The organism is uncultured Oceanicoccus sp., assembly GCF_963968385.1.
Classification (GTDB): domain Bacteria; phylum Pseudomonadota; class Gammaproteobacteria; order Pseudomonadales; family Dasaniaceae; genus Oceanicoccus.
Map to the genome: position 1 here is coordinate 1 of NZ_CAXAHB010000021.1, position 23,670 is coordinate 23,670.

At 46.2% G+C, this 23,670-nt stretch carries 19 protein-coding genes; 10 read left to right on the forward strand and 9 right to left on the reverse strand.

Features of this window, described 5'->3' with window-relative positions; all coding sequences use genetic code 11:
- Window positions 1–449: STAS domain-containing protein (locus AACP44_RS03710; protein ID WP_339339130.1), on the forward strand; the 449-nt coding region annotated here is incomplete at its 5' end.
- A gap of 13 nt (window positions 450–462) precedes the next feature.
- Here the strand turns inward: AACP44_RS03710 and AACP44_RS03715 are convergent.
- The 4 genes from AACP44_RS03715 to AACP44_RS03730 are packed head-to-tail and all read right to left on the reverse strand — an operon-like array spanning window position 463 to window position 3,946.
- The gene (locus AACP44_RS03715) at window positions 463–909 is read right to left on the reverse strand and encodes a TerB family tellurite resistance protein (protein WP_339339131.1); all 447 of its coding nucleotides are present in this window, start codon (window positions 907–909) and stop codon (window positions 463–465) included.
- A 3-nt stretch (window positions 910–912) separates the two neighbouring features.
- Window positions 913–1,869, reverse strand: coding sequence for a transaldolase (tal, locus tag AACP44_RS03720; RefSeq protein WP_339339132.1), 957 nt, complete (start codon window positions 1,867–1,869; stop codon window positions 913–915).
- Between the two features lie 14 nt (window positions 1,870–1,883).
- Entirely contained in the window at window positions 1,884–2,906 is a 1,023-nt protein-coding gene (dusA, locus tag AACP44_RS03725; protein WP_339339133.1) for a tRNA dihydrouridine(20/20a) synthase DusA, read from the reverse strand.
- Between the two features lie 17 nt (window positions 2,907–2,923).
- Window positions 2,924–3,946 (reverse strand): phosphotransferase, encoded by a 1,023-nt coding sequence (locus AACP44_RS03730; protein WP_339339134.1) that lies wholly within the window; start codon window positions 3,944–3,946, stop codon window positions 2,924–2,926.
- Window positions 3,947–4,122: 176 nt separating this feature from the next.
- Here AACP44_RS03730 and nadA point away from each other — a divergent pair, with 176 nt between their 5' ends.
- On the forward strand, window positions 4,123–5,178 hold the full coding sequence (nadA, locus tag AACP44_RS03735) for a quinolinate synthase NadA (RefSeq protein WP_339339135.1): 1,056 nt from the start codon (window positions 4,123–4,125) through the stop codon (window positions 5,176–5,178).
- 36 nt (window positions 5,179–5,214) lie between these two features.
- Here the strand turns inward: nadA and AACP44_RS03740 are convergent, their stop codons facing one another.
- Window positions 5,215–6,666 carry a M48 family metalloprotease gene (locus tag AACP44_RS03740; protein ID WP_339339136.1) on the reverse strand — a complete coding sequence of 484 codons (1,452 nt, stop codon included), beginning with the start codon at window positions 6,664–6,666 and terminating at the stop codon, window positions 5,215–5,217.
- Window positions 6,667–6,881: 215 nt separating this feature from the next.
- On the opposite strand from AACP44_RS03740, the gene AACP44_RS03745 reads away from it, so the two are divergent.
- The 5 genes from AACP44_RS03745 (at window position 6,882) to lysS (ending at window position 13,899) form a co-directional block, all read left to right on the forward strand.
- On the forward strand, window positions 6,882–7,112 hold the full coding sequence (locus AACP44_RS03745) for a sulfurtransferase TusA family protein (RefSeq protein WP_339339137.1): 231 nt from the start codon (window positions 6,882–6,884) through the stop codon (window positions 7,110–7,112).
- Between the two features lie 24 nt (window positions 7,113–7,136).
- Complete coding sequence (locus AACP44_RS03750; RefSeq protein ID WP_339339138.1) at window positions 7,137–8,204, forward strand: AI-2E family transporter; 1,068 nt, start codon at window positions 7,137–7,139, stop codon at window positions 8,202–8,204.
- 155 nt (window positions 8,205–8,359) lie between these two features.
- Window positions 8,360–11,119, forward strand: coding sequence for an insulinase family protein (locus AACP44_RS03755; protein WP_339339139.1), 2,760 nt, complete (start codon window positions 8,360–8,362; stop codon window positions 11,117–11,119).
- Window positions 11,120–11,250: 131 nt separating this feature from the next.
- A protein-coding gene (gene prfB, locus AACP44_RS03760) for a peptide chain release factor 2 (RefSeq protein WP_339339140.1) occupies window positions 11,251–12,349 on the forward strand; the annotation gives its coding sequence in 2 pieces (ribosomal slippage) (window positions 11,251–11,325 and window positions 11,327–12,349; 1,098 coding nt in all).
- A 32-nt stretch (window positions 12,350–12,381) separates the two neighbouring features.
- Complete coding sequence (gene lysS, locus AACP44_RS03765) at window positions 12,382–13,899, forward strand: lysine--tRNA ligase (protein WP_339339141.1); 1,518 nt, start codon at window positions 12,382–12,384, stop codon at window positions 13,897–13,899.
- Window positions 13,900–13,963: 64 nt separating this feature from the next.
- On the opposite strand, the gene AACP44_RS03770 is transcribed toward lysS, so the two are convergent.
- The 3 genes from AACP44_RS03770 to AACP44_RS03780 are packed head-to-tail and all read right to left on the reverse strand — an operon-like array spanning window position 13,964 to window position 18,155.
- Window positions 13,964–16,267, reverse strand: coding sequence for an ATP-binding protein (locus AACP44_RS03770; RefSeq protein ID WP_339339142.1), 2,304 nt, complete (start codon window positions 16,265–16,267; stop codon window positions 13,964–13,966).
- Between the two features lie 12 nt (window positions 16,268–16,279).
- Entirely contained in the window at window positions 16,280–16,636 is a 357-nt protein-coding gene (locus AACP44_RS03775) for a response regulator (protein WP_339339143.1), read from the reverse strand.
- A gap of 13 nt (window positions 16,637–16,649) precedes the next feature.
- On the reverse strand, window positions 16,650–18,155 hold the full coding sequence (locus tag AACP44_RS03780) for an adenylate/guanylate cyclase domain-containing protein (protein ID WP_339339144.1): 1,506 nt from the start codon (window positions 18,153–18,155) through the stop codon (window positions 16,650–16,652).
- Window positions 18,156–18,395: 240 nt separating this feature from the next.
- Here AACP44_RS03780 and AACP44_RS03785 point away from each other — a divergent pair, with 240 nt between their 5' ends.
- Window positions 18,396–19,043, forward strand: a complete 648-nt coding sequence (locus AACP44_RS03785; RefSeq protein ID WP_339339148.1) for a Crp/Fnr family transcriptional regulator — start codon at window positions 18,396–18,398, stop codon at window positions 19,041–19,043.
- Between the two features lie 125 nt (window positions 19,044–19,168).
- Here AACP44_RS03785 and xseA read toward each other — a convergent pair whose 3' ends face one another.
- On the reverse strand, window positions 19,169–20,515 hold the full coding sequence (xseA, locus tag AACP44_RS03790) for an exodeoxyribonuclease VII large subunit (RefSeq protein WP_339339145.1): 1,347 nt from the start codon (window positions 20,513–20,515) through the stop codon (window positions 19,169–19,171).
- A 233-nt stretch (window positions 20,516–20,748) separates the two neighbouring features.
- Here xseA and guaB point away from each other — a divergent pair, with 233 nt between their 5' ends.
- Together guaB and guaA are read left to right on the forward strand one after the other, a co-directional pair.
- Window positions 20,749–22,218, forward strand: a complete 1,470-nt coding sequence (gene guaB, locus AACP44_RS03795; RefSeq protein WP_339339146.1) for an IMP dehydrogenase — start codon at window positions 20,749–20,751, stop codon at window positions 22,216–22,218.
- A 25-nt stretch (window positions 22,219–22,243) separates the two neighbouring features.
- A partial coding sequence (gene guaA, locus AACP44_RS03800) for a glutamine-hydrolyzing GMP synthase (RefSeq protein WP_339339147.1) occupies window positions 22,244–23,670 on the forward strand: 1,427 nt, incomplete at its 3' end.

Here is a 23,670-nt window from a genome sequence, read left to right on the forward strand (position 1 = left end):
GTACTTTCGTGATTAAGTTGGTGGGTGATGTACGCCTGACACTGTGTACCACCATCGACGATTATTTCGATCACATGTTTTCCAGCGCTGTTATCGAAGGTGTGGTGGTCGATGTGTCAGAGGCTGAAGGTCTTGATAGCACTTCTTTGGGTCTACTCGCTAAATTAGCCGTGCAGGCAAAACGTCATTATCAGTTAGTCCCAATTATTCTTTCGCCAAACGCTGATATAACCCGTTTATTGGACAGTATGGGGTTTAATCAGGTGTTTGATATTCATCAGGATTTAGGTCAGCCCTGTGATAATCTGGGCGAGCTGCCACTAAAATCGACGGACGAGGCCCGCTGTCGTAGCAAGGTGATAGAAGCGCACCGTGTGTTGATGGAGCTAAACGACGCCAACCGTGAAGCTTTCTCTGCTCTGGTAGATACTCTCGAAGCAGCATCCTAGACCAATCGCTGGTTTAGCGGCCAATAACGTCGAGCTTGGCCTGAATAAATTGACTGTGGGGTAAGTAAATCAACTCGGCGATTTTTCGAATCAAGTGATCTTCATATTTGCTCAATTCACCATCGGCCATGGCTACCTGCCATAACATTTTTACTAATTGGAAACGTTGTTCCAGCGAGTATTCATCCTTGATTAGGTTGGTAAATTGATACAAGGATGTTGCATCCCGGTTTTCCTGCTCGGCCAAATCGATCAATTTGGCAAGTTGCTCATCGCTCAGTTTAAACGATTTCTGCAGGGCTGTTTCAATAGCTTGCTGTTCTTGCGGAGCTCGCTGAAAATCAGCCCGGCTTAATTCAATCAACAGTGCTGCGGCGGCTAATTGAATTTTACAGTGCTCATTTTCATTATTGTCGGTGGCGAGTTCAGTGGTAAAAAATGATTTAATAGCGTCTAGCACGGATCAGCTCCGGTCTTTGAGTAGTTGTTCAAGCTTGATTTGGTCAATGGTGAAGTTGCGGATACCCTCGGCCAGTTTTTCAGTGGCCATGGCATCTTCATTCATCGCCCAGCGAAAAGCTTGCTCGGTATTATCGGGTTTGGCAATGGCGGTACCCGTGTTGTCGGCATCTAATTGGCGTTCAAGTACACCGTTGTCATTGGCCAGTTGTTCCAATAGTGCCGGACTAATGGTTAAACGGTCACAGCCCGCCAATTGTTCAATTTCGCCAAGGTTTCTAAAGCTTGCGCCCATCACCACTGTTTGGTAACCCTGTTGTTTATAAAAATTATAAATACGGCTAACGGACAAAACACCGGGGTCTTCGGTTGCGCGGTAATCTTTCTGGCCGGTATTGGCTTTGTACCAATCTAAAATACGCCCTACAAAAGGTGAAATCAAAAAGACACCGGCGTCTGCGCAAGCCGCCGCCTGAGCAAAACCAAATAACAGCGTCAGGTTGCAGTTAATGCCTTCTTGCTCCAAAACTTCAGCCGCTTTGATACCTTCCCAGGTGGCAGCAATTTTAATCAGCACACGGTTGGGTTCAATACCGGCCGCACCATATAGCCCGATCAGTTTGCGGGCTTTTTCAATAGTGGCGGCAGTATCAAAGGATAGGCGTGCATCTACTTCTGTCGATATTTTCCCCGGAATGATATTTAAAATTTCACAGCCAATCGCTACTGCTAGTTTATCGCTGCAATTAGCCAGCTGTTCTTTTTCACTGCCCCCTTGTTGCTGTGCCCAAGCTTTGGATGCAGTAACCAGCTTGGCGTAGCGTGGCAATTGCGCCGCCTTTAATAATAGCGAGGGGTTGGTGGTCGCATCCATTGGCTTAAAGCGTTCAATGGCTTCAATATCGCCGGTATCGGCTACTACATCGGTGATGCTTTTTAATTGATCTAGCTTATTACTCATGACGGTTGCTCTATTTATGATGGTTGCTGGCTTGCAGCGTAGGCGTCGTTGCGCTGTTGTGCCTCTAGCATTAATGCTCTGGCCTGATGGATAACCTCAATACCGGCCCCCTTGATATGGGCTTGCTGACTAATATGCCGGCGAAAGAGTTTGGCTCCCGCAACGCCCTGAAATAAACCCAGAAGATGACGGGAGAGATGGTTAAGCGGTACACCAGCGGTCAATTGTTCCTCGACATAGGGTAAAAAGTCCAGTAACACTTGATCGCGAGTTTTGTTTATTGCAGGTTGTTGGTAAATACGCTGGTCGACTTCAGCCAGAAGGTAGGGGTTATGGTAGGCGGCTCTGCCCAACATAACCCCATCCACATGGTTGAGATGCTCAAGGCTTTGCTCGAGATCGGTAATGCCGCCGTTAATAATAATTTCCAGCTGGGGGAAATCCTGTTTTAGTCGATAAACCATGGCGTAATCGAGAGGCGGAATTTCGCGATTCTGCTTGGGGCTTAATCCCTTCAGCCAGGCTTTGCGGGCGTGGACAATAAAGGTAGTGCATCCGGTGTCCATTATGGGTTGTATAAATGCCAGCAGTTGCTCATAGCCTTCCATATCATCTATACCGATACGGTGCTTAACGGTTACGGGTAACGAGCTTGCATCCTGCATTGCCTTAATGCAGTCAGCTACCCGTTGCGGCTGTGCCATCAGGCAGGCACCAAACAGGCCGTTTTGCACCCGGTCAGAGGGGCAACCGCAGTTCAGGTTCACTTCATCGTAGCGCCACTGTTCGGCCAGTTTGGTACAGGTCGCTAAATCGGCCGGGTTGCTGCCACCTAGTTGCAGGGCAATGGGGTGTTCATCCTCATGGTAGCGAAGAAAACGATCAGCACCGGCATGGATAAGGGCACCGGTGGTGACCATCTCGGTATAGAGTAGGGCGCTACCCGTCAGCTGCCGCCAAAACATTCGGCAGTGACGGTCGCTCCAGTCCATCATCGGGGCGACGCTAAAACGTCTATTTAATAGTGAGCCTGTCATTACGGCAACGGTATGTTTTAAGTGATTAATTCAGTGGCCGCTTCTGCCAGAGGTTTTACCGTAGCCCCCATCTCTAGTGCTTTTTTGCTTGAGGCATTGCCGTCAAGCGCACGTTTTTTAACACCCTGTAAAATGGCGGCAAAACGGAAAAAGCTAAAAGCCAGATAGAAATTCCAGTTATCGATTTTTTCAATACCCATTCGTTGGCAATAGAGGGCGACATATTCCTCTTCAGAGGGGATACCTAAGGCTGCGCGATCAATACCGGCTAGGCCTGCCAGTTTACCGTTTGCGGGTAAACGTAACTGCATACACTGATAGGCCAAATCCGCAAACGGATGGCCCAGTGTCGACAGTTCCCAGTCGACCAACGCTTTAACCTGCTGTGTGGCAGGGTCAAACATCATATTGTCCAAACGAAAATCACCATGGACCAGGCTGACGCGGCCATCATCTTTCGGCTTGTTAACTTCCAGCCATGTCATCAGTTGTTCCATAGCTTCGATGGTTTCGGTTTCGGAGGCGCGGTACTGTCTGCTCCAGCGATCCAGTTGACGGTCAAAATAATTACCCGGTTTGCCGTAATCACTGAGACCAACTTGGTCGACGTCAACTGAGTGCATGGCGGCTAAAACACGATTCATGTCATCATAAATTTTGTTGCGCTGCTGGTTATTCATTGCCGGCAGGGTAGCGTCCCAGTAAACGCTAGCTTCTACGTATTCCATCAGATAAAACATACTGCCAATAATGCTATCGTCTTCGCAGAGGTGATAGACCTTGGCTACGGGGACGTCGGAGTTGGCCAGTGCCTGAATAACGCGGAATTCCCGATCAACGGCATGGGCCGATTTTAATAGCTCCCCAGGTGGCTTGCGGCGCAGGACATAGCGGCCGCTTGCAGCGGTGATGGCAAAGGTCGGGTTGGATTGGCCGTTGGGAAATTTTTCGGCGGTCAGTGGGCCTTTAAAGCCTTCGATTTGCTGCTCCAGATAGTTCGCCAATTTAGCTTGGTCAAAGCTATGTGGGTCTGTTGACATTATTTTTACTCCAGATTTTTATCATCAATTATTCAGGCGGTGCCTATTGTAGCGCTCCATTGGTGAAAAATCTTTAACTTACAGGCAGTGCTTTTATATTTAGCTATTTTTTCTGTTAAAATCCCGCCGTTGCTATTCTATGTTGCCTTAATTCAGGCAAGAGGTTAAAAATTTACATGTCAGAAGCTGTTATGTCTCACAATGCTGCGGATCAGCAATTGGTTCGTGATCATTTAGACCATTTAGATCAGCCCCGCCCTTTGAGCGATGATCAGCAGGCTGATTTGAAGCAACGCATCAAAGATTTGCTGGTGCGTGAAAAGGCGGTATTAGTCGCGCATTATTACACCGACCCGGTTATTCAAGAGTTGGCTGAGGCAACCGGTGGTTGTGTGTCGGATTCTTTGGAAATGGCCCGCTTTGGCCGTGATAACCCCGCTTCAACGCTGGTCGTTGCCGGGGTCAAGTTTATGGGCGAAACCGCCAAAATTCTTTCGCCGGAAAAGCGTGTTTTAATGCCCACCTTAGAGGCCACTTGTTCTTTGGATATCGGCTGTCCCGCCGATGAGTTTTCAGATTTTTGTGACCAGCATCCTGATCGTACCGTTGTGGTTTATGCCAATACTTCCGCTGCGGTTAAGGCTAGAGCCGATTGGGTAGTGACTTCCAGTATTGCTTTAAAGGTGGTTGAACATTTAGATAGGCAGGGCGAAAAAATCCTCTGGGCACCGGATAAACACTTGGGTAGCTATGTGCAGCGTGAAACCGGTGCTGATGTGTTGATGTGGGATGGTGCCTGTATTGTGCATGAAGAATTTAAAGCCAAAGGCTTGCAAGACCTAAAGGCAATCTATCCTGAAGCGGCTATTCTGGTACATCCTGAATCCCCCGAGCCCGTGGTTAATATGGCGGACTATGTGGGTTCTACTTCGCAAATTATTAATGCCGCTGAAACCATGTCCAATAAACAGTTTATTGTGGCTACGGATCAAGGTATTTTTTATAAATTACAACAACAGGTTCCCAACAAAGAATTTATCGTGGCACCAACCGCAGGCAGTGGTGCGACTTGTCGCAGTTGTGCAAGTTGTCCGTGGATGGCGATGAATGCGCTGGATAATTTAGCACAAGCATTAGAGGCAGGCGTTGGCGAGGTCTTTGTTGATAAAAGCTTGGGTGAGCAGGCAATGAAACCCTTAACGCGGATGTTAGATTTTTCAGCGAATCAGTAGCCATTAGTGATTGTCGCAAGATGGCAAAGACAGCCCTTAAAGATTTTTCATCTGCGTTTTCATACGCCTAATCTGCATAATTCTTTGTTCGATTTTAACCGTGGTTAAATCATCGTTTTTTACCAGTGGCAGCGCATAATTGAGCTGTTTTGCCGCCTTATCCAGAACACCTTTCAATACAAAATACTCTGCTCTGGCGCGATGTACGCCCACAATATTGCCAGCTAGGCCATGTGTTTCCGCTAGTAAATACCATACTGAGGGTTCGTTGGGTTTTACCTGTGTATGATGTTCCAACAGAGCTTCAGCCTTATGTGGCTGGTTAGCCAATAGATAGCTTCTGGCTAATGTCATAGTGATGGGGTGGCTGTCAGGGGTTAAAGCAAGGGCGTTCTCTAATCGTGTGATGGCTTCTAGCCATTTGCCCGAGGCCATATCCAACTCCGCTTGTGCCAACAGATAACTGATTTCATTGGGTGCAGCGGTTATTAATTGATTGAGTCGTTGCTGTGCCTCATTAAATTCACTGTTGGCAGTTAGCGCCAGCACCAGACCATATTGATCCGCATCGGGGTAGCGCCCCGGGCTTGTTTGTTTGGCGCGAAAATATTTTACCGCCTCTTTGCTATTTTCAATAAAGCTTAATGCCACCTTGGTGCGCATTAACTGAAAATGAGGATTATCGGTATACATTTTGCGCGGATACTGGCGAGAGCGATTGCGAGCATCGCTGATACGGCTTTCCGTAACCGGGTGTGTTAATAAAAATTCCGGTGGTCGATTGCCATCATAACGCGAGGCTTGTTGCATGACTTCAAACATGCCTACAGCAGCGTTGGGGTCCATATCGGCTCGCACCATGGTTTGCATGCCTTCACGATCAGCTTCCTGCTCGTGAAGGCGGCTATAGCGCAGTTGGCTTTGTAGGTTAGCGGCCTGAGTGGCCGCGATAGCCGCCATACCGCTGGAGCCACCATCGGTGGCGGCAAGAATAAAGCCTGCCAACAGGCCTGCCATGGTCGGGATGGCATTGCGTTTTTGAGCTTCTACATTGCGAGCAAAGTGGCGCTGGCTAAGGTGCGCCAATTCATGCGACATCACCGAGGCAAATTGTGCTTCGGTTTCTGCTTGTAATAATAGTCCGTTATGGATACCCAGAACCCCGCCGGGTACGGCAAAGGCGTTGATCGTGCGGTTGTTAACAATAATAATATCAAGTCGCCGATCTTTTAATTCGCTATGGGTGGCCAATCGATAGGTTAGTTCCTCGACATAATCTTGCAGCAGTGGATCAGAAACAATATCGACTCGGCTGCGAAAGGCTCGTAGCCAGGCGCGACCAAGCTGATATTCCTTTTCCAGAGAGAATAGGGCAGAGGAGGCGTCGCCCAGTTCAGGAAGATCAATCGGGTCTTTTACCTGAGCGTTTGCTGTGTTGGCTAGTAAGGCGGCCAGAAGCAACAATAAGCGGAGTTGAAAGTTTTTCACGTCGGTTGGCGTGGCCTCAAAGTCTAGGTCAGTCGGGTCTTATCTAGTCGGGTCTTATCTAATAGTCGCACTTTAGAGATGGGTGAGCAATTGCGCTATTGGCTACATGTTAGGCCTAAAAATTCTTCTAATGGCCTTAAAGCGGGCAAGTACTTGGGTCTATACCCTCATCCGGCTATACTGGAGTTCTTTAACAACTGTTGATTACTCGTTATATGACAGCGTCCATTCGTCAATTGGATACCTGTGGTTTAGCTTGTCCGTTGCCACTATTAAAAGCCAAGCAAGCCCTTAATTCAATGGCTTGTGGTGAACGGTTACAGGTAACCGCCACCGATCAGGGCTCTTGGCGTGATTTTCAGGTGTTTGCCAATCATAGTGGTCATAAGTTATTAAAGCGGCAGGAAATTGATGGTATCTACTATTATTGGTTGGAAAAAAATTAACCGTAAAAGGCTTTCGGGATTCCTATGATAAAGATCTTTAGACGCTGGTTAGATCAAATTTTTGTGGAAGAAGAATCGATTATTCTGTTGCTGTTGATCGCCACCAGTCTGATCATTCTGATTACTATGGGTAATATGCTAGCGCCTGCGATCACCAGCCTGATTCTTGCGTTTATGATGCAAGGCTTAATTGGTCAATTAACGGCTCGTAATGTACCTCATTGGGTCGCTGTGTCGATTGCTTTTGTTGTCTTTGTGGGTACCTTTTTAACGGCTTTGTTGATTATTTTGCCGCTGGCTTGGAATCAAATGGTCAATCTGTTTAATGAGTTGCCGGGTATGCTATCGCAGTGGCAACAACTGATGTTTGTTCTGCTTGAAAAATACCCATCTATCTTTACCGAGCAGCAAATTCAAGAGTGGATTGTGCTCGCTCGTTCAGAGACTGCTAAAGTGGGGCAGTCGGTTCTGTCTTTTTCCATCTCCAGTATTCCCAATGTGGTTGGTATATTAATTTTTATTGTTTTGGTGCCTATTTTGGTGTTCTTTTTCCTGAAGGACCGTCAGCTATTGCTTGATTGGATAGCTAGTTTCTTGCCGAAAGAGCGCCCCATGCTGACAAAAATATGGCATGAGATGAATGATCAGGTAGCCAATTATGTTCGCGGTAAAGCGATCGAAATTGTGATCGTGGGTTTGGTGAGTTATCTGGCGTTTATTTTTCTGGGTTTAAATTATGCGGCATTAATGGCGGTGCTGGTAGGTTTGTCAGTCGTGATTCCATTTATTGGTGCCGCTGTTATCACCATACCCATTGCGATGATTGGTTTTTTCCAGTGGGGTTGGGGGTCTGAATTTTTTAGCCTAATGGTTGTCTATGTGGTTATTCAGGCCTTGGACGGTAACGTGCTGGTGCCATGGTTATTTTCCGAAGCGGTTAATTTACATCCGGTAGCGATTATTTTAGCCATCGTTGTATTTGGCGGCTTTTGGGGGTTGTGGGGCGTTTTCTTTGCTATCCCATTGGCGACTTTAATCAAGGCCGTCATTAATGCCTGGCCTACTGCTCGGCGAGCCAGTGTAGCAGAGTGATCAAACGTTATTTCATCTATCAGGGATGTCTCTTAATGATAAACGGTATAAATAAGTGTTTTCAGTCGTCAGTTATTTTGATTGGGCTGCTCTTGATGGTGACGGCTTGTAGCAGCTTTTTGCCTGCTAATAATCCACAGACAGTCATCAAAAGTGTGAATGATAACCGCGAGTACCGTTACCTGACCTTAGCCAATCAACTCAATATATTATTGATATCAGATAGTAACACCGAACGCTCGGCGGCATCGTTAGACGTGCATGTGGGGAGTAGACAGGATCCTGAGGATTATCAAGGTTTGGCGCATTTTCTCGAACATATGTTATTTCTCGGTACCGAAAAATACCCCGAAGCGGGAGACTATCAGGCGTTTATCAGTCGTCATGGTGGTAGCCATAATGCCTATACTTCGTTTGAGCATACTAATTATTTCTTTGATATTGATCCCGATAGTTTTGAGCCGGCACTGGATCGTTTTTCGCAATTTTTTGTGGCGCCATTATTTTCCAAAGCCTATGTTGAGCGTGAAAAACACGCCGTTCATTCTGAATACAAAGCCAAAATCAAAGATGAACGTCGTAAATCGGCGGATGTGTTTAAGCAGATTATCAATCCCCAGCATCCCTTTGCCAAGCTGGCCGTGGGTAATCTTGAAACACTGTCTACAGAAGGTGATAAAGCTGCCAATGGCAGTTTGAGAGATCAGTTGCTGGCTTTCTATGCTGAAAATTATTCTGCCAATATCATGTCGCTGGTGTTGATAGGTCGTGAGTCTTTAGATGATCTTGAAGCCATGGCTACCAGCAAATTCTCGGCGGTAAAAAATAATCATAAGCAAATCGCTAAGATCAAGCAGCCTTTGATGACTGAGGGTAGTCTACCCATCACGGTAGCGATTAAGCCCGAAAAATCTCTGCGCATGTTATCTATCGCTTTTCCAACCCCTGATGATACTCAGTACTACCAGCAAAAACCGATGAGCTTTTTGGGTAATATCCTGGGCCATGAAGGCAAGGGAAGTTTGTTGTCGTATTTAAAGTCACAAGGTTGGGTTGAAGGTTTAGGTGCTGGCTCGGGTTTACGTTATCAGGGTGGGGCTACATTTAATATTACCATTCAATTAACCGAGTCCGGTGTTAAAGCCTCTGATAAGATTGTGACCGCCGTTTTTCAGACCATTAATCGAATAAAAGCGTCAGCGGATAAGGCGTGGTTATTTGCCGAGCAAAAGGCTATTGCCGAACAGCAATTCCGTTTTCAGCAAAAATCACCGGCTATAGATTATGTTAGCGTTTTATCATCGGCAATGCATGACTACCCAGCGCGGGATCTATTGCGTGCCGGTTCATTAATGACCACATACGATCCAGATTTGATTGAGCGCTATTTGAGCTTTTTAACGCCTCAAAATAGTATCGTGACCTTAACGGCACCTGACGTTAAAACCGATCAACAAACGTATTTTTATCATGCGGATTATCGTGTTAGCAAACCGGATCAACAGGTATTAAATACCTGGATTAATGCCGGTATCAATAAGCAAATTACACTGCCAGAAAAAAACCTGTTTATTGCCGATGATCTATCAATCTTAAAGTCAACGCCGGCTCAAGATGCGCCATCTCTGCTAAGCGATAAAGATGGCCTGCGTTTATGGTTTAAACAGGGGGGTAGGTTTATCTCTCCTCGCGGTAGTTTGTTTTTTAGTGTGCGCTCGCCGGTGGCCAGCGATTCGGTTGAACATAAGGTGCAATTGCAATTGCTGGTAGCCATGATCAAGGATGCGTTAAATGAAATGTCATATGCGGCAGATTTGGCCGGTTTATACTATGGATTAAATGCCCACGGGCGGGGTTTCTCAGTAAAAATTAGTGGTTTTACCGATAAGCAGGCTCTGTTGCTGGAAAAAATTCTTACCGAGCTGTCTTCACCTGCCTTTGACGTAGCACGCTTTGAAAATATTAAGCTTGAGCATATTCGTCAATTGGAGAATATGGATAAGCAACAGCCTTATCATTTGATAATGGGTCAGCTGCCCGGTCTGCTTGATAAAAATAGTTGGTCCGATCAAGAGCAGCTGGTTGCCTATCAAAATGTGACATTGGAGCAGCTAAAAAATTACCGGAAAAAACTATTGTCAGCCGGCCAGATTGATATGCTGGTTTACGGTAATTACTCACAACAACAAGCCGAGCATTATGCGGCTAGTGTTAAAGACGCCTTATTGGTTGCATCGGCATCACCAGCCGCTATTGAAATCACTAAGTTGCCGCAAAAAGCATTCTCCCATCAGCTAGCAAGTCAATACAGTGATGCATCCTTAATGCTTTATATTCAGGCTAAAGACACCGATAAGCTTCGTCGGGCGGCTATGGGCGTGACCGCGCAAATGCTGCGGGCAGATTTTTACAGTAGTTTAAGAACCGAAAAACAGCTGGGTTATATCGTGTTCTCAGGTGCTTACCCTTTGATGGATGTGCCGGGCTTGTATTTTCTTGTGCAGTCGCCGGTCGCTGGCCCTGAAAAACTGGAGCAGGAAATTAACCAATTTATCCGCCAGCGTTTTGAAGCGCTGACAGATATTACCGAGCAGGATTTTAATCAGCAGCGCAATGCGGTGTTATCAAAGTTAGCTGAGCAGCCACAAAATCTTGACCAGCAAACGCAGCGTTATTGGTCGGATATTGGCCAGAATTACCACCAATTTGATTTTCGACAGCAGTTAATCGATGCTGTGCAATCGTTAACCTATCAACAGTGGCAGCAGTTCTTTGTTGAGGATCTGATTGAGAATAATCGACGTTTAACGATTTATACGGTGGGTCAGTTTGCTAACCAAGCCAAGTTGAGTGGTGAGTCGCTGGATAATCCAGCTGATTTTAAGGCCTTGTTGCCGGCTTATACCTTTCAGTAATCTATTGGATTGGATGCAAACCCCATTTCAACGGCCATAGCCTGTCATGTGGCCTAGTCACTGATTTACCTAACCCCGCAGTTACGGTAAAATGCCGCGCTTCCCCAACCAGCTCAGACACCAGCATAGCTATGATAGAAGTAGGCGCGATCAAGCAAAGTATCAAAGACCTGACTGATAGGACTGAAGTCCTTAGGGGGTACCTTTGACTATAATGCTAAAAAAGAGCAATTGGCTGAAGTTGAGCTTGAGCTAGGCGAGCCTAGCGTTTGGGAGCAGCCTGAACGAGCTCAGGAGCTGGGTCGTCAGCGCTCCTCGCTGGAAGCGGTGGTAAACACTATTGATACCATGACCACCGGTTTAAGCGATTTATCAGAATTGTTAGAGATGGCGGTTGAGGAAGAGGACGAAGAAACCTTTGCCGAGGTCGAGTCTGAAATTGTAGCCTTGGGTGAGCATTTGGCCAAGCTGGAGTTTCGGCGGATGTTCTCCGGTGAAATGGATGCCAATAATGCCTTCCTTGAAATCCAATCAGGCTCCGGTGGTACCGAGGCACAGGATTGGGCAGAAATGGTTTGCCGAATGTTTTTGCGCTGGGGTGAATCCAAGGGCTTTAAAACCGAGCTAATGGAAGCTTCTGACGGCGATGTGGCGGGTATTAAGTCGGCAACTATCCAATTTACCGGCGAGTATGCCTTTGGTTGGTTGCGCACCGAGACCGGCGTACATCGTTTGGTCAGAAAATCTCCTTTTGATTCCGGCAGTCGCCGTCATACCTCTTTTTGTTCGGTGTTCGTATCCCCTGAAGTCGACGATAATATTGATATAGACATTAATCCAGCGGATTTGCGCACTGATACTTATCGAGCCAGCGGTGCCGGTGGTCAGCATGTTAATAAAACTGACTCTGCCGTGCGCATCACCCATGAGCCCAGCGGTATTGTGGTGCAATGCCAAAGTCAGCGTTCGCAACATAAAAACCGTGATGCGGCAATGAAACAGTTAAAGGCTAAACTGTATGAAATGGAAATGCTCAAGCGCAACGAAGCATCGCAGGCCTTGGAAGATACTAAGGCGGATATCGGCTGGGGTAGTCAAATACGCTCCTATGTGTTGGATGATCAACGCATTAAAGATTTACGTACCAATGTGCAGACCAGTAACTGCAATAATGTATTGGATGGTGATTTGGATCAATTTATGGAAGCTTCATTAAAAATGGGGCTTTAAAGAATGTTTAACGACTTAACCGAGTTAATAATATGTCAGAAGACAATAACGCTACAGACGAGAATAAACTGATTGCCGAGCGCCGTTCAAAGTTGGAGGTCATTCGCAAGCAGCGTAATGCCTTTCCCAATAACTTTCGTCGCAATGCTTATGCACAGGACTTACAGCTTGAGTTGGGTGAAAAGGATAAAGCAACGCTAGAGCAATTAGATCGCCGCGCATCTGTTGCCGGTCGTATTATGGCCAAACGCGGTCCGTTTTTAGTGTTACAGGATATGAGCGGTCGAATTCAGGCTTATATTGATAAAAAGAAACTGCCTGAAGCACAGCTGCCAGAAATTAAAACCTGGGATATTGGCGATATTATTGGTTGTGAAGGTCCGGTGCATAAATCGGGTAAAGGCGACCTTTATGTTTATATGGAAACGGTTGAGCTATTAACCAAATCGTTGCGGCCACTGCCGGATAAATTTCACGGTCTGCAAGATCAGGAAATGCGTTACCGTCAACGCTATATCGACTTAATTGTTAGTGAAGATTCGCGTAGTGTTTTCCAGATTCGCTCCAAGATGATTAGCTTTATCCGCAATTATCTCGATGGTGCTAATTTTATGGAGGTCGAAACTCCAATGATGCAGGTTATCCCGGGTGGCGCTACAGCTAGACCTTTTATAACGCACCATAATTCACTGGATATGGATATGTATTTGCGTATTGCGCCAGAGCTCTATTTAAAGCGTTTGGTGGTCGGTGGTTTTGAACGTGTCTATGAAATCAACCGTAATTTCCGTAACGAAGGTTTATCGACTCGTCATAATCCTGAATTTACTATGTTGGAGTTCTATCAGTCTTATGCCGACTATAATGACTTGATGGATTTAACCGAAGATATGCTGCGCAAAATGGCGGAGAATGTTTTAGGTACGACAACCTTGGTTAATACCACCAAGGATGATCATGGTGAAATACTGAGCAGTCAGGAATACGACTTGTCCAAGCCGTTCCAGCGTTTGTCCGTGTTTGATTCCATTCTGCACTTTAACCCCGATGTAAAGCCGGAACATATCAATAATTTGGAAAGCGCTCGCAAAGTGGCGCAAGAGCTACATATCCCACTAAAAGATAGTTATGGCTTGGGTAAGGTTCAAATTGAAATTTTTGAAAAGACGGTAGAACATCGTCTCGACCAACCTACCTTTATTACTCAATATCCGACAGAAGTGTCGCCACTGGCACGCCGTTGTGATGATGATCCTTTCGTTACCGACCGTTTTGAGTTTTTTGTCGGCGGTCGCGAAATTGCCAATGGTTTCTCAGAGCTTAATGATGCGGAAGATCAGGCCGAGCGTTTTCAAGCTCAGGTGGTTGAGAAGGATGCCGGTGATGATGAGGCCATGCATTTTGATGCTGATTATATAGCCGCGCTAGAATATGGTTTGCCGCCAACAGCGGGTGAGGGTATTGGAATTGACCGCTTGGTGATGTTATTTACGGATTCGCCATCGATACGTGATGTCTTGTTATTCCCGCATATGCGTCCGCAGGTTTAAAGACGCACTAGTATTTGTCGTGGTATATCTGTGTGGTATGTAGACAATGCCGATCATAAAGTGTCTATGCCGTCTTATCCTTATTTTGAAGCTTGAGACTGGCGATTATATCGTTGGTATTAAAGCCCTGTCGCAACACATAAATAACATCATCTATCTGCTCTTCAGGTGCAGGCTCGCTATTGCCCATAACGATGATCGGTGTGTTTTCTCTGATAAGGGGTTTGATATTCTCTAGCCATATATTGAGTGCTGGCTGATCATCTTGTTGGAAGATATTCTCGGATAGCAGTAGTGCGTTAATTGTTTGCTGTTCAAGTATAGATTGGGATTTTTCACTGGTTTCGCTAGTATTAACCTGCCAGCCGTTTTTATTAAGGGTATTAACCAGTACATCCCGCTCAGCAGACTTTTTATCGACCAGCAAAAGTTTGCCGTGCTGTGTTTCAGGAATAAGTTGTTCTAAAGTTTCGGATAGCCTCTCCCAGTCCACCGGTTTTTGAAGGTAATCTATAGCGCTCTCCAACCCTGAAATTTGTTTGTCGAGCATAGAGAGTAAGATGACGGGAATGTTTTGTGTATGGATATTTTCTTTGAGTACTGATAATACTGTCCAGCCATTAATATCCGGCATCATTAAGTCCAGTAAAATGACATCCGGTTGTTTCTGTTCAGCGAGTTGAATACCTTCTTTACCACTATTCGATAAAATAATATTAAAGTTACCTTTATCCAGAAATCTTTCCGTCAATGCTAGCGCGGTGGGGTCATCATCAATAACCAATATGGTACTTTTGTGGGCAGGTTTTTGCGGTAGGTGGGTCTCGGTTGGTTGTTTGATGGTATTTTTGACTAAGGCGCTGACGGGAAATTCGATAGTAAATTTGGTGCCTGTTTGGATGGAGCTGACTACATTGATAGTTGCGCCCATTAAATCACAATATTGTTTACATAAAGCCAGGCCTAGACCGGTGCCGCCAAATCTTCGGGTGGTGGATGAATCTGCCTGAGTAAAAGCGTCAAACACGATTTTTGCCTGGTCTTCAGTCATGCCAATCCCATTATCGGCAACACTAAATCGCATAACGGCTGGATTTGTGCTGATGTCGTATTCAGCATTTAGGTCGATATGGCCGTTTTGGGTAAATTTGCAGGCATTGCTGAGCAGATTAAAAAATATTTGTCGAAATTTGGTGATATCGTTATTCAGTAATGGCAACTTGTCGCTGTTTTCAAAGGACAGGCTATTGTTGCCCTTTTGAGCGAGAGGGGTAATCGTGGAGATAACTTCTTTTAAAATCGCTATGCTATCAAATTCTTCGTTATAAACCGTCATTTTGCCGGTTTCTATTTTTGAAAAATCCAGCACATCATTGATTTGATTCAGTAAATGGCGACCGGCGGTAAGGATTTTTTGTAGATCCTTATTTTGATCTTCAATGCTGATATCTTGGAGTTCGATATCTTCGAGCATCATTTCGCTATAACCGATAATGGCATTGAGCGGTGTTCGCAACTCATGGCTCATATTGGCGAGGAAGCTACTTTTAGCTCGGTTGGCCTGGTCAGCCTTTTCTTTGGTTCGCTGAACCTCGGCAATGGCATGTTGCAGTTTTTCCGACATGGCATTAAAGGCCTCGGCGACTTGGCCAACTTCGTCGCGATTTTTTAACGGAATACGATAGTCGAGGTTGCCACTGCCAATAATAATGGTGCCTTTTTTGAGTTGTTTAAAGGCATTGCCGGTATAGCGAATAAGGAAAAAGCCGAGGCCAATAATAAGGATGACCGAGAAAAAGAAAACGGTGAAGGTAATATTGTTGGTTAGGGATTCTATCTCTTCAATTTCAACTGAATACTGATCGATAGCATAGGTTTGTTTTTTTTCTAACTGTTCTAGGTCGTTAATCACCTGTTTAAACACTAATTCTCGGTAGTCGCTATCTTCATAGTGATCATAATTGTCATCGTTATAGCTACGATAGAAATCCTGCCATAATGGTATCAATTCAAGAAAACTGCTTTTTAAAATCGTATATGGGCTTGAGCTGCGATTCTGTATGGTGGACTCAAGCCGTTCCATCTCGGCTTGCAATGCGATGGTTTCATCAAGGGCCTGCGCAGTTTCCTCAGGGGTTAATGTTTCATTCAGTGTGGTGCGCAATGAGCTAAGTAGTAAGATCGCTTTATGTAGATCATCGATTTTTTGTTTAAGAGCAAAGGCTTGTAACTGGCCGGTTACTGCTTGGCGCAATTGGATTAGGCTAGCATTGCGAGCGTTATTGCTCCATGAATCTGTGCCCACATTGATTGAAAATAAAATCAATATAATAACAATGGAGAATGTTAGTCGTTCGCGTAAGCTCATAGTTTATGTTTGCTAGTTAGCCAGATGTTTTTCAATCATGGCGATGAGTGCAGGGAAGTCGATAGGTTTAGTCGCGTAATCATCACAGCCTGCAGTCATTGCTTTTTCTTTTGCGCCCGATAGGGCGTGAGCGGTTAGGGCAATAATGGGAGTGTGCTGTTGTTGCTTTATTTCACGGCTGGCGGTCCAGCCATCTTTTACCGGCAACTCCATATCCATCAGGATTAAATCGGGCTGGTCTTTGATGGCTTTTTCAACGGCGGCACCGCCATTATCGGCCGTGGTGACGGTGTAATTTTTTCGCTTGAGGCGCCGCGATAACATATCGCGGTTCATTTCGTTATCTTCAACTAATAGGATGGTGGTCATGACTATTCCTTGGCTATTCCTTGACGGCTTCTTTAGCGATACTGACGTCTGACGCGATGCCTTTTAATTCTAAAATATTAATGGCTTTTAAAATACCTTTGGCCTTAATAGAGCGCTTTTCACCAAGAGAAAGCATGGTCTTGCAATCGTTTACAGTGGCTTCAGACAACAAGATACTGCCCGCTTCACAATGTCCTTCAATTCGGGCAGTTTGGTTGACAGTATGACCAACCACACCATATTTTGCGCGTTTCTCCGAGCCGATATTGCCGGCAACTACCGGACCGGTATTAATACAGATGCCCATCGAGATTTCCGGTAAATCTTCGCTTCTATTGCGTTCGTTAATCTCACTCATGGCCGCCTGCATATCGAGAGCGCAACGAATCGCGCGGTCACTATCGTCTTCACGAGTAATTGGCGCTCCAAAGATGGCGAGAATGGCGTCGCCAATAAACTCATCAATGGTGCCGTTATACTTCATGATAACTTCACTCATGGTGCCCAGATAGTTGTTCAGCAATCTCACCACGCGCTGCGGGGGCAGTTGTTCGCAGATGGTGGTAAAGCCGCGAATATCGGCCATTAAAACGCTGACTTTGCGTTGCACACCGCCAAGGTCAAGCCCATCTGGGTCTTCCAGTAATGATGAGACGATTTCTTCTGATAGATAGCGACCGAACACGCCACGGATAAAACGCTGGTTACGCTCCAATTCATCGCGATAGAGTTGTTCTTTATCATGCCAGCGCTTGCGTTCAACACCGGCACTGATTCTGGCCTGTAGCAGGACATGGTTAAAAGGTTTAAACAGATAATCCTCAGCGCCGGCCTCGATACATAAAATAACTCGCTCGGTGTCTTTATTGCCAGACACCACAATCACCGGAATAGCTCTGAGATTTTCATCAGACTTAAGTTGTTGTAGTAGTTCGTCGCCGTCCATTTCAGGCAGTATTAAATCCAACAGAATCAGATCGACATCATTCTCAGCTAACACTTCAAACATCTGTTGGCCGCCATCTGCTTCTAATACATGATGTTGGCCTTGTTTTAAGTAGCGACGAAGAATCTCGCGGCTTTCAATCTGATCGTCAACGATCAGTATGGTGCCGATGGTTTTGTTGGTAGAAAGATATTGAGCCGTGCTGACATCAGCTATATCTTCATCTTTGGCTAACAGTTGCTCGCAGAGTTCGCGTAATTGCAATAGGGGTTGGTGGAGATGAAGGCGGTTGGTTTCCAGCTCTTCTTCCATCAGTTCGCAATATCCCATAATGGTGCCGATCAGATTTCTAAGGTCATGCCAGATCTTGCTATAACTGACCACTTCGCCCGCTAGCACTGCCAGAGTAAAGTCGTCCAATTTATGGCTAGCGGCTTGTAATTTCTCAAAATCACTCGCCAGATCCGGCCATTGTTCTTGGCAAAGATTTTCCAACCCGTGAATCTCTGTGACGAGTTGGCGCGACAGCGGTATCCACTGGTGAGCTTCGAGAATGGCGTTTGGGTTTTCCATTGCAGTTCTTTGTTATTGGTGTGACTTTAGTATATATCAGGGATAAGGAAATTGTTGGGTTGTCAACTGGAAAATTACCATTGCTGTGCTATATTTCAAGCCAAACTGCGCATAGATGGGTTCAAATGCCGCTGTTGACGGTTCCCCTGCAAGCAGATTGTCTCGTTGGTGGGGTAGTAAGTTGTTTAGTGGGCAAATTCGACGCCTGACCATAATTACAGAGATGACCAAAACATTATGATACTCGATAAAGTAGAAATTTTTGATGGGCTTTCACAGCAGGAGTTGGAAGCGCTCTCCGCAAGCACGGTGATCCGTAGCTACCCCAAAAATACGGTTATCATTAATGAAAATGATCATGCCGATTCGCTGTATATTATTGAGTCGGGCCGAGTCAAGGTTTACTGCAGCGACAAGAATGGCAAGGAATTTATTATGAATACCTTGACCGCTGAAGATTATTTTGGCGAGCTGGCGCTATTGGATGATGATAAGCGCTCTGCGTCAGTTCGAACCATGGAGAAATCCAGTTTCTGTATCATCTATAAAGAAGATTTTAATAAGGTATTGGAGCAGCATCCCAATATTGCTAGGACCTTAATTCGCAACCTAACACGTCGTGTTCGCAAGCTGACTAAAGATGTTAAAGCATTGGCTTTGCAGGATGTCTATGGTCGCGTGACCAATGTCTTAACCACTTTGTCGGATCAGCGCGAAGACGGTTCGGCGATTATCCCCGAGAAACTGACCCAGCAGGATATCGCTGATCGGGTAGGGGCCTCCCGCGAGATGGTGGCGCGTATTCTTAAAGATCTAACGATTGGTGAGTATATTAGCTTTGAGGACAGAAATATTATCCTTAATGGTAAGTTGCCGGAAAATTACTAAGCACGCCAATGATAAAAAAATCCCTGCCTAGCGGGGATTTTTTTTGCATGTCAATAATAAACCTAGAATTATCAATGGCGATCGTTTTTATCCTTTCTCCAATGGATAAAAACAGAGAAGATGCATTAACTAACGCGACTTTTAACGGTGCCTTTAGCAAAGCGGGTCTTGATTGTTTGTCCCTTTGCCAGTGTTTTGGCATTGGTAATCACCTGATCGTTATCATCAGTAACAATCGCATAACCACGCTCAAGTGTGGCTAGGGGACTGACCGCATCGAGCAATTGCATCGCATTATTAAGCCGTTGTTGCTGCTGCGCCAGTAAACGCTGAACTTGTTTTTCCAGTCTTTGATATAGGCTAGCCGAAGCCAGTTTAAGTTGCTTAATCGTGTGGTCAGGCGTTTGCTGCTGTAGTCTTGAGCCTAACACCAGTAAGCTCAATTGCTGCTTTTGCAGCTGATTCTTGCAGCTGTTAATCAACCGTATTTCCAGCTCATCCAGTCGTTGATTATGTTCCTGCAAACGACTACCAGGATGGCGTAACCGTGATTGTAGAAAGGCTAGCTGTTGTCTATGAGTTGCCAGCGTTAGTGACATCTGTCGGGCCAGCAATTGCTCAAAGCCGATAAAGCTGACCATCATCTCCTCGCCATCAGGGCTGATCATCTCCGCGGCGGCTGAGGGGGTGGGGGCGCGAACATCAGCAACAAAATCCGCAATGGTAAAGTCCACTTCATGGCCAACGGCGCTGATCACGGGCAAATCACTCTGGTCAATAGCGCGGGCAACCACTTCCTCATTAAACGCCCACAGATCCTCCATTGAGCCGCCGCCGCGACCGGCAAGGATCAAGTCAAAATGGCGCTTATCAGCTTGGTGAAGACGGTTGGCTGTATTAATGGCTCTGGCTATTTCCTGGCCAGCGTTCTGGCCCTGAACAGCGGTGGGAAAAATTGTGACTTTAATACTGGGGAATCGTCGGGCAAGCACCGTCAGAATATCCCTAATAGCGGCACCGGTAGGGGATGTCACCACGGCGATGCTTTTGGGGTGATCCGGAAGCGCCTGCTTGGTATCGCTATCGAATAAGCCTTCTGCTTTGAGTTTGTTTTTCAGCTCCTCAAAGGCTCTGGCCAAAGCGCCATCACCGGCGGGCTCCATATGCTCAACAATCAGTTGATAATCACCGCGAGGCTCGTAAAGACTTAATCTGGCTCTGGCCATCACCTGCTGCCCAGCTTTCACCTGAAAGCGAAGTCTGGCATTGCTGCTACGGAACATTGCACAGCGTATCTGGGCATGGTTATCTTTTAGCGAGAAATACCAATGACCGGATGATGGCTGCGACAAATTGGAAATTTCCCCCTCAACCCATACCGAGGGGAAGTTGCCCTCAAGCAACCGCTTGGCCTGACGGTTAAGCTGGCTGACAGTTAACGTGTCGCGTTTTGAATGCGTATTTTGTGACATGGGGCCGTAGTGTAGGCCAAAGTCGCTTTGGATAGAACAAAATCTCCCTGATTGGTCGATTGTTGGTGGTTTAATCGTAGTTATTGATTTACGGAATAAAAACAATAGCTTAAAATGGACGGTTTTAAGTCCTGCAGAGCCTTATCCTCAAGCGATGGTTTTACAGGACTTGGGTCCCACAGGCTACACAACCATAGCGTCTTCTTACTGGTTGTTTTTAACAGGAAAATCATATGCTGCGAATTGCCGAAGAAGCCCTTACATTTGACGACGTACTACTCCTGCCTGGTTATTCTGAAATAACCGCAAAGGACGTCTCGCTCAAAACCCAACTAACCCGCGCTATTCAACTCAATATCCCGCTAGTATCGGCCGCCATGGATACTGTAACGGAGTCCCGTTTGGCTGTGGCCATTGCCCAAGAAGGGGGCATTGGGATTATCCATAAAAGCATGACGATTGAGCAGCAGGCCTATCAGGTTCGCGCGGTTAAAAAGCATGAAAGTGGCGTCGTCAAAGACCCGATTACCATTCAGGCATCAGAGCCTATTGTCCGTCTGTTTGAAATTCGTGAAGAGCACAATATTTCGGGTGTACCGGTGTTAGATGGTACAGATCTGGTCGGTATAGTGACCAGCCGCGATATGCGGTTTGAAACCCATATGGACCATGCCGTTTCTACCATTATGACGCCGAAAGAAGAGCTGGTTACGGTAAAAGAAGGTGCCGATCTGGAATCAGTCAAAGAACTACTGCATAAAAACCGCATTGAAAAAGTGCTGGTCGTCAACGATAACTTTGACCTGTGCGGCATGATCACCGTAAAAGATATCAACAAGGCCCAAACCTACCCCAATGCCTGTAAAGACTCATCAGGTCAGCTACTGGTGGGCGCTTCTGTAGGTACCAGCGCTGATACCGATGATCGTGTTGCGGCCTTAATTGAAGCCGGCGTAGATGTGCTAGTGGTTGATACCGCTCATGGCCATTCTAAAAATGTGATTGAGCGTGTGCGCTTGATTAAACAGACCTATCCCGATATTCAAGTGATCGGTGGCAATATCGCCACGGCTGAAGCGGCTTTGGCGCTAGTAGAGGCAGGCGCCGATGCGGTTAAAGTTGGTATCGGCCCCGGTTCAATTTGCACCACCCGAATAGTGACAGGGATTGGTGTGCCGCAAATTTCCGCCATTGCTAACGTCGCTGCTGCACTAAAAGATACTGATATTCCTCTGATTGCCGACGGTGGTATTCGTTTTTCCGGTGATATTTCCAAGGCAGTAGTCGCAGGTGCCAGCGCTATTATGATGGGCAGTATGTTTGCCGGTACTGAAGAAGCGCCGGGCGAAGTAGAGCTATATCAGGGGCGGACTTACAAGTCTTACCGTGGTATGGGTTCCTTGGGCGCCATGGCGCAGACGCAAGGCTCTAGTGATCGTTACTTCCAAAGTGCGGATGCCGGCGTTGAAAAACTGGTGCCTGAAGGTATTGAAGGTCGTGTGCCTTACAAAGGCCCATTGGCGGCTATTATTCATCAGATGCTGGGCGGTTTGCGTTCGGCGATGGGCTATACCGGCAGTATTGATATGAACACCATGCGCACCCAGCCGCAGTTTGTCAAAGTGACCTCAGCGGGAATGAATGAAAGCCATGTCCACGATGTCAGCATTACTAAAGAAGCGCCCAATTACCCACGCGCCTAATAGATTGATTATTTGAGAACCCGCCATGTCAGTTGATATTCATGCTCAGCGAATTCTAATTTTAGATTTCGGTTCCCAGTACACCCAGCTTATTGCCCGCCGTGTACGTGAGATTGGTGTTTTTTCAGAAATTCGTGCCTTCGATATGGATGCTGAAGACATAAAAGCCTTCAATCCCAAAGGGATTATTCTTGCCGGTGGACCAGAGTCCGTCACTGAGGGTGAGTCCCCTCGGGCGCCACAAATCGTATTTGAATTAGGTATTCCTGTTTTGGGTATCTGTTATGGCATGCAGACCATGGCAGAACAGTTGGGCGGCAGTGTTGAAACATCCGATTTGCGTGAGTTCGGCTATGCGCAAATTAAAGTGCATGGTCAGTCAGCGTTATTTCAAGATATCAAAGACCATATGGATACAGACGGTTCAGCGTTGCTCGATGTATGGATGAGTCATGGTGATAAGGTCGGCTCAATGCCGGCAGGGTTTGAGCTAATGGCTTCAACAGACTCCTGCCCGATTGCCGGTATGTATCATGCTGAAAAAAACTTTTACGGTATTCAGTTTCATCCCGAGGTGACTCACACCTTACAAGGTCAACAGATTTTCGAACACTTTATATTACAGCTCTGCGATTGTGATGCGCTGTGGACGCCAGCCCATATCGTTGAGGACGCCATTGCGACCGTTAAAAAAACCGTAGGCACAGATAAAGTGTTATTAGGCTTATCCGGCGGTGTGGATTCCTCAGTGGTGGCGGCTTTATTGCATCGTGCCATTGGTGACCAGCTTACCTGTGTTTTTGTCGATAATGGTTTGCTACGTAAAAACGAGGGCGACCAAGTGATGGAGATGTTCGCTAAAAATATGGGCGTAAAGGTAATCCGCGCCAATGCTGAAGATGAATTTCTTGGCAAGCTGGCCGGCGTATCAGACCCGGAGCAAAAACGTAAAATTATCGGTAATACCTTTATCGATATCTTTGATGCCGAAGCTTCAAAAATCCATAATGTTAAATGGTTGGCTCAAGGTACTATCTATCCCGATGTTATTGAGTCCGCCGCCGCTAAAACCGGCAAGGCTCATGTGATTAAATCCCACCACAATGTCGGTGGTCTGCCAGAAGATATGCAGTTTGAATTAGTCGAACCGCTGCGCGAATTATTTAAAGACGAGGTGCGGAAAATCGGTTTAGAGTTAGGCTTGCCATACGATATGGTTTACCGGCATCCATTTCCCGGCCCGGGCTTGGGCGTACGCATTCTAGGTGAAGTAAAAAAAGACTATGCCGAAATCTTGCGAGAAGCCGACGCTATCTTTCTGGAGGAATTGCATAACGCCGATTGGTACCATAAAACCAGCCAATCCTTTGCTGTGTTTCTGCCAGTAAAATCAGTGGGTGTCGTGGGGGATGCGCGCCGCTATGAATATGTGATTGCACTTCGTGCGGTAGA

Excerpts from the sequence above, each read along its gene's own strand:
- AACP44_RS03780 (WP_339339144.1), bottom strand. The coding sequence starts at position 18,155 with ATGGAAAACCCAAACGCCATTCTCGAAGCTCACCAGTGGATACCGCTG.
- AACP44_RS03775 (WP_339339143.1), bottom strand. The coding sequence starts at position 16,636 with ATGACCACCATCCTATTAGTTGAAGATAACGAAATGAACCGCGATATG.
- guaB (WP_339339146.1), top strand. The coding sequence starts at position 20,749 with ATGCTGCGAATTGCCGAAGAAGCCCTTACATTTGACGACGTACTACTC.
- lysS (WP_339339141.1), top strand. The coding sequence starts at position 12,382 with ATGTCAGAAGACAATAACGCTACAGACGAGAATAAACTGATTGCCGAG.
- nadA (WP_339339135.1), top strand. The coding sequence starts at position 4,123 with ATGTCAGAAGCTGTTATGTCTCACAATGCTGCGGATCAGCAATTGGTT.
- AACP44_RS03730 (WP_339339134.1), bottom strand. The coding sequence starts at position 3,946 with ATGTCAACAGACCCACATAGCTTTGACCAAGCTAAATTGGCGAACTAT.
- dusA (WP_339339133.1), bottom strand. The coding sequence starts at position 2,906 with ATGACAGGCTCACTATTAAATAGACGTTTTAGCGTCGCCCCGATGATG.
- xseA (WP_339339145.1), bottom strand. The coding sequence starts at position 20,515 with ATGTCACAAAATACGCATTCAAAACGCGACACGTTAACTGTCAGCCAG.
- AACP44_RS03750 (WP_339339138.1), top strand. The coding sequence starts at position 7,137 with ATGATAAAGATCTTTAGACGCTGGTTAGATCAAATTTTTGTGGAAGAA.
- tal (WP_339339132.1), bottom strand. The coding sequence starts at position 1,869 with ATGAGTAATAAGCTAGATCAATTAAAAAGCATCACCGATGTAGTAGCC.
- AACP44_RS03745 (WP_339339137.1), top strand. The coding sequence starts at position 6,882 with ATGACAGCGTCCATTCGTCAATTGGATACCTGTGGTTTAGCTTGTCCG.
- AACP44_RS03770 (WP_339339142.1), bottom strand. The coding sequence starts at position 16,267 with ATGAGCTTACGCGAACGACTAACATTCTCCATTGTTATTATATTGATT.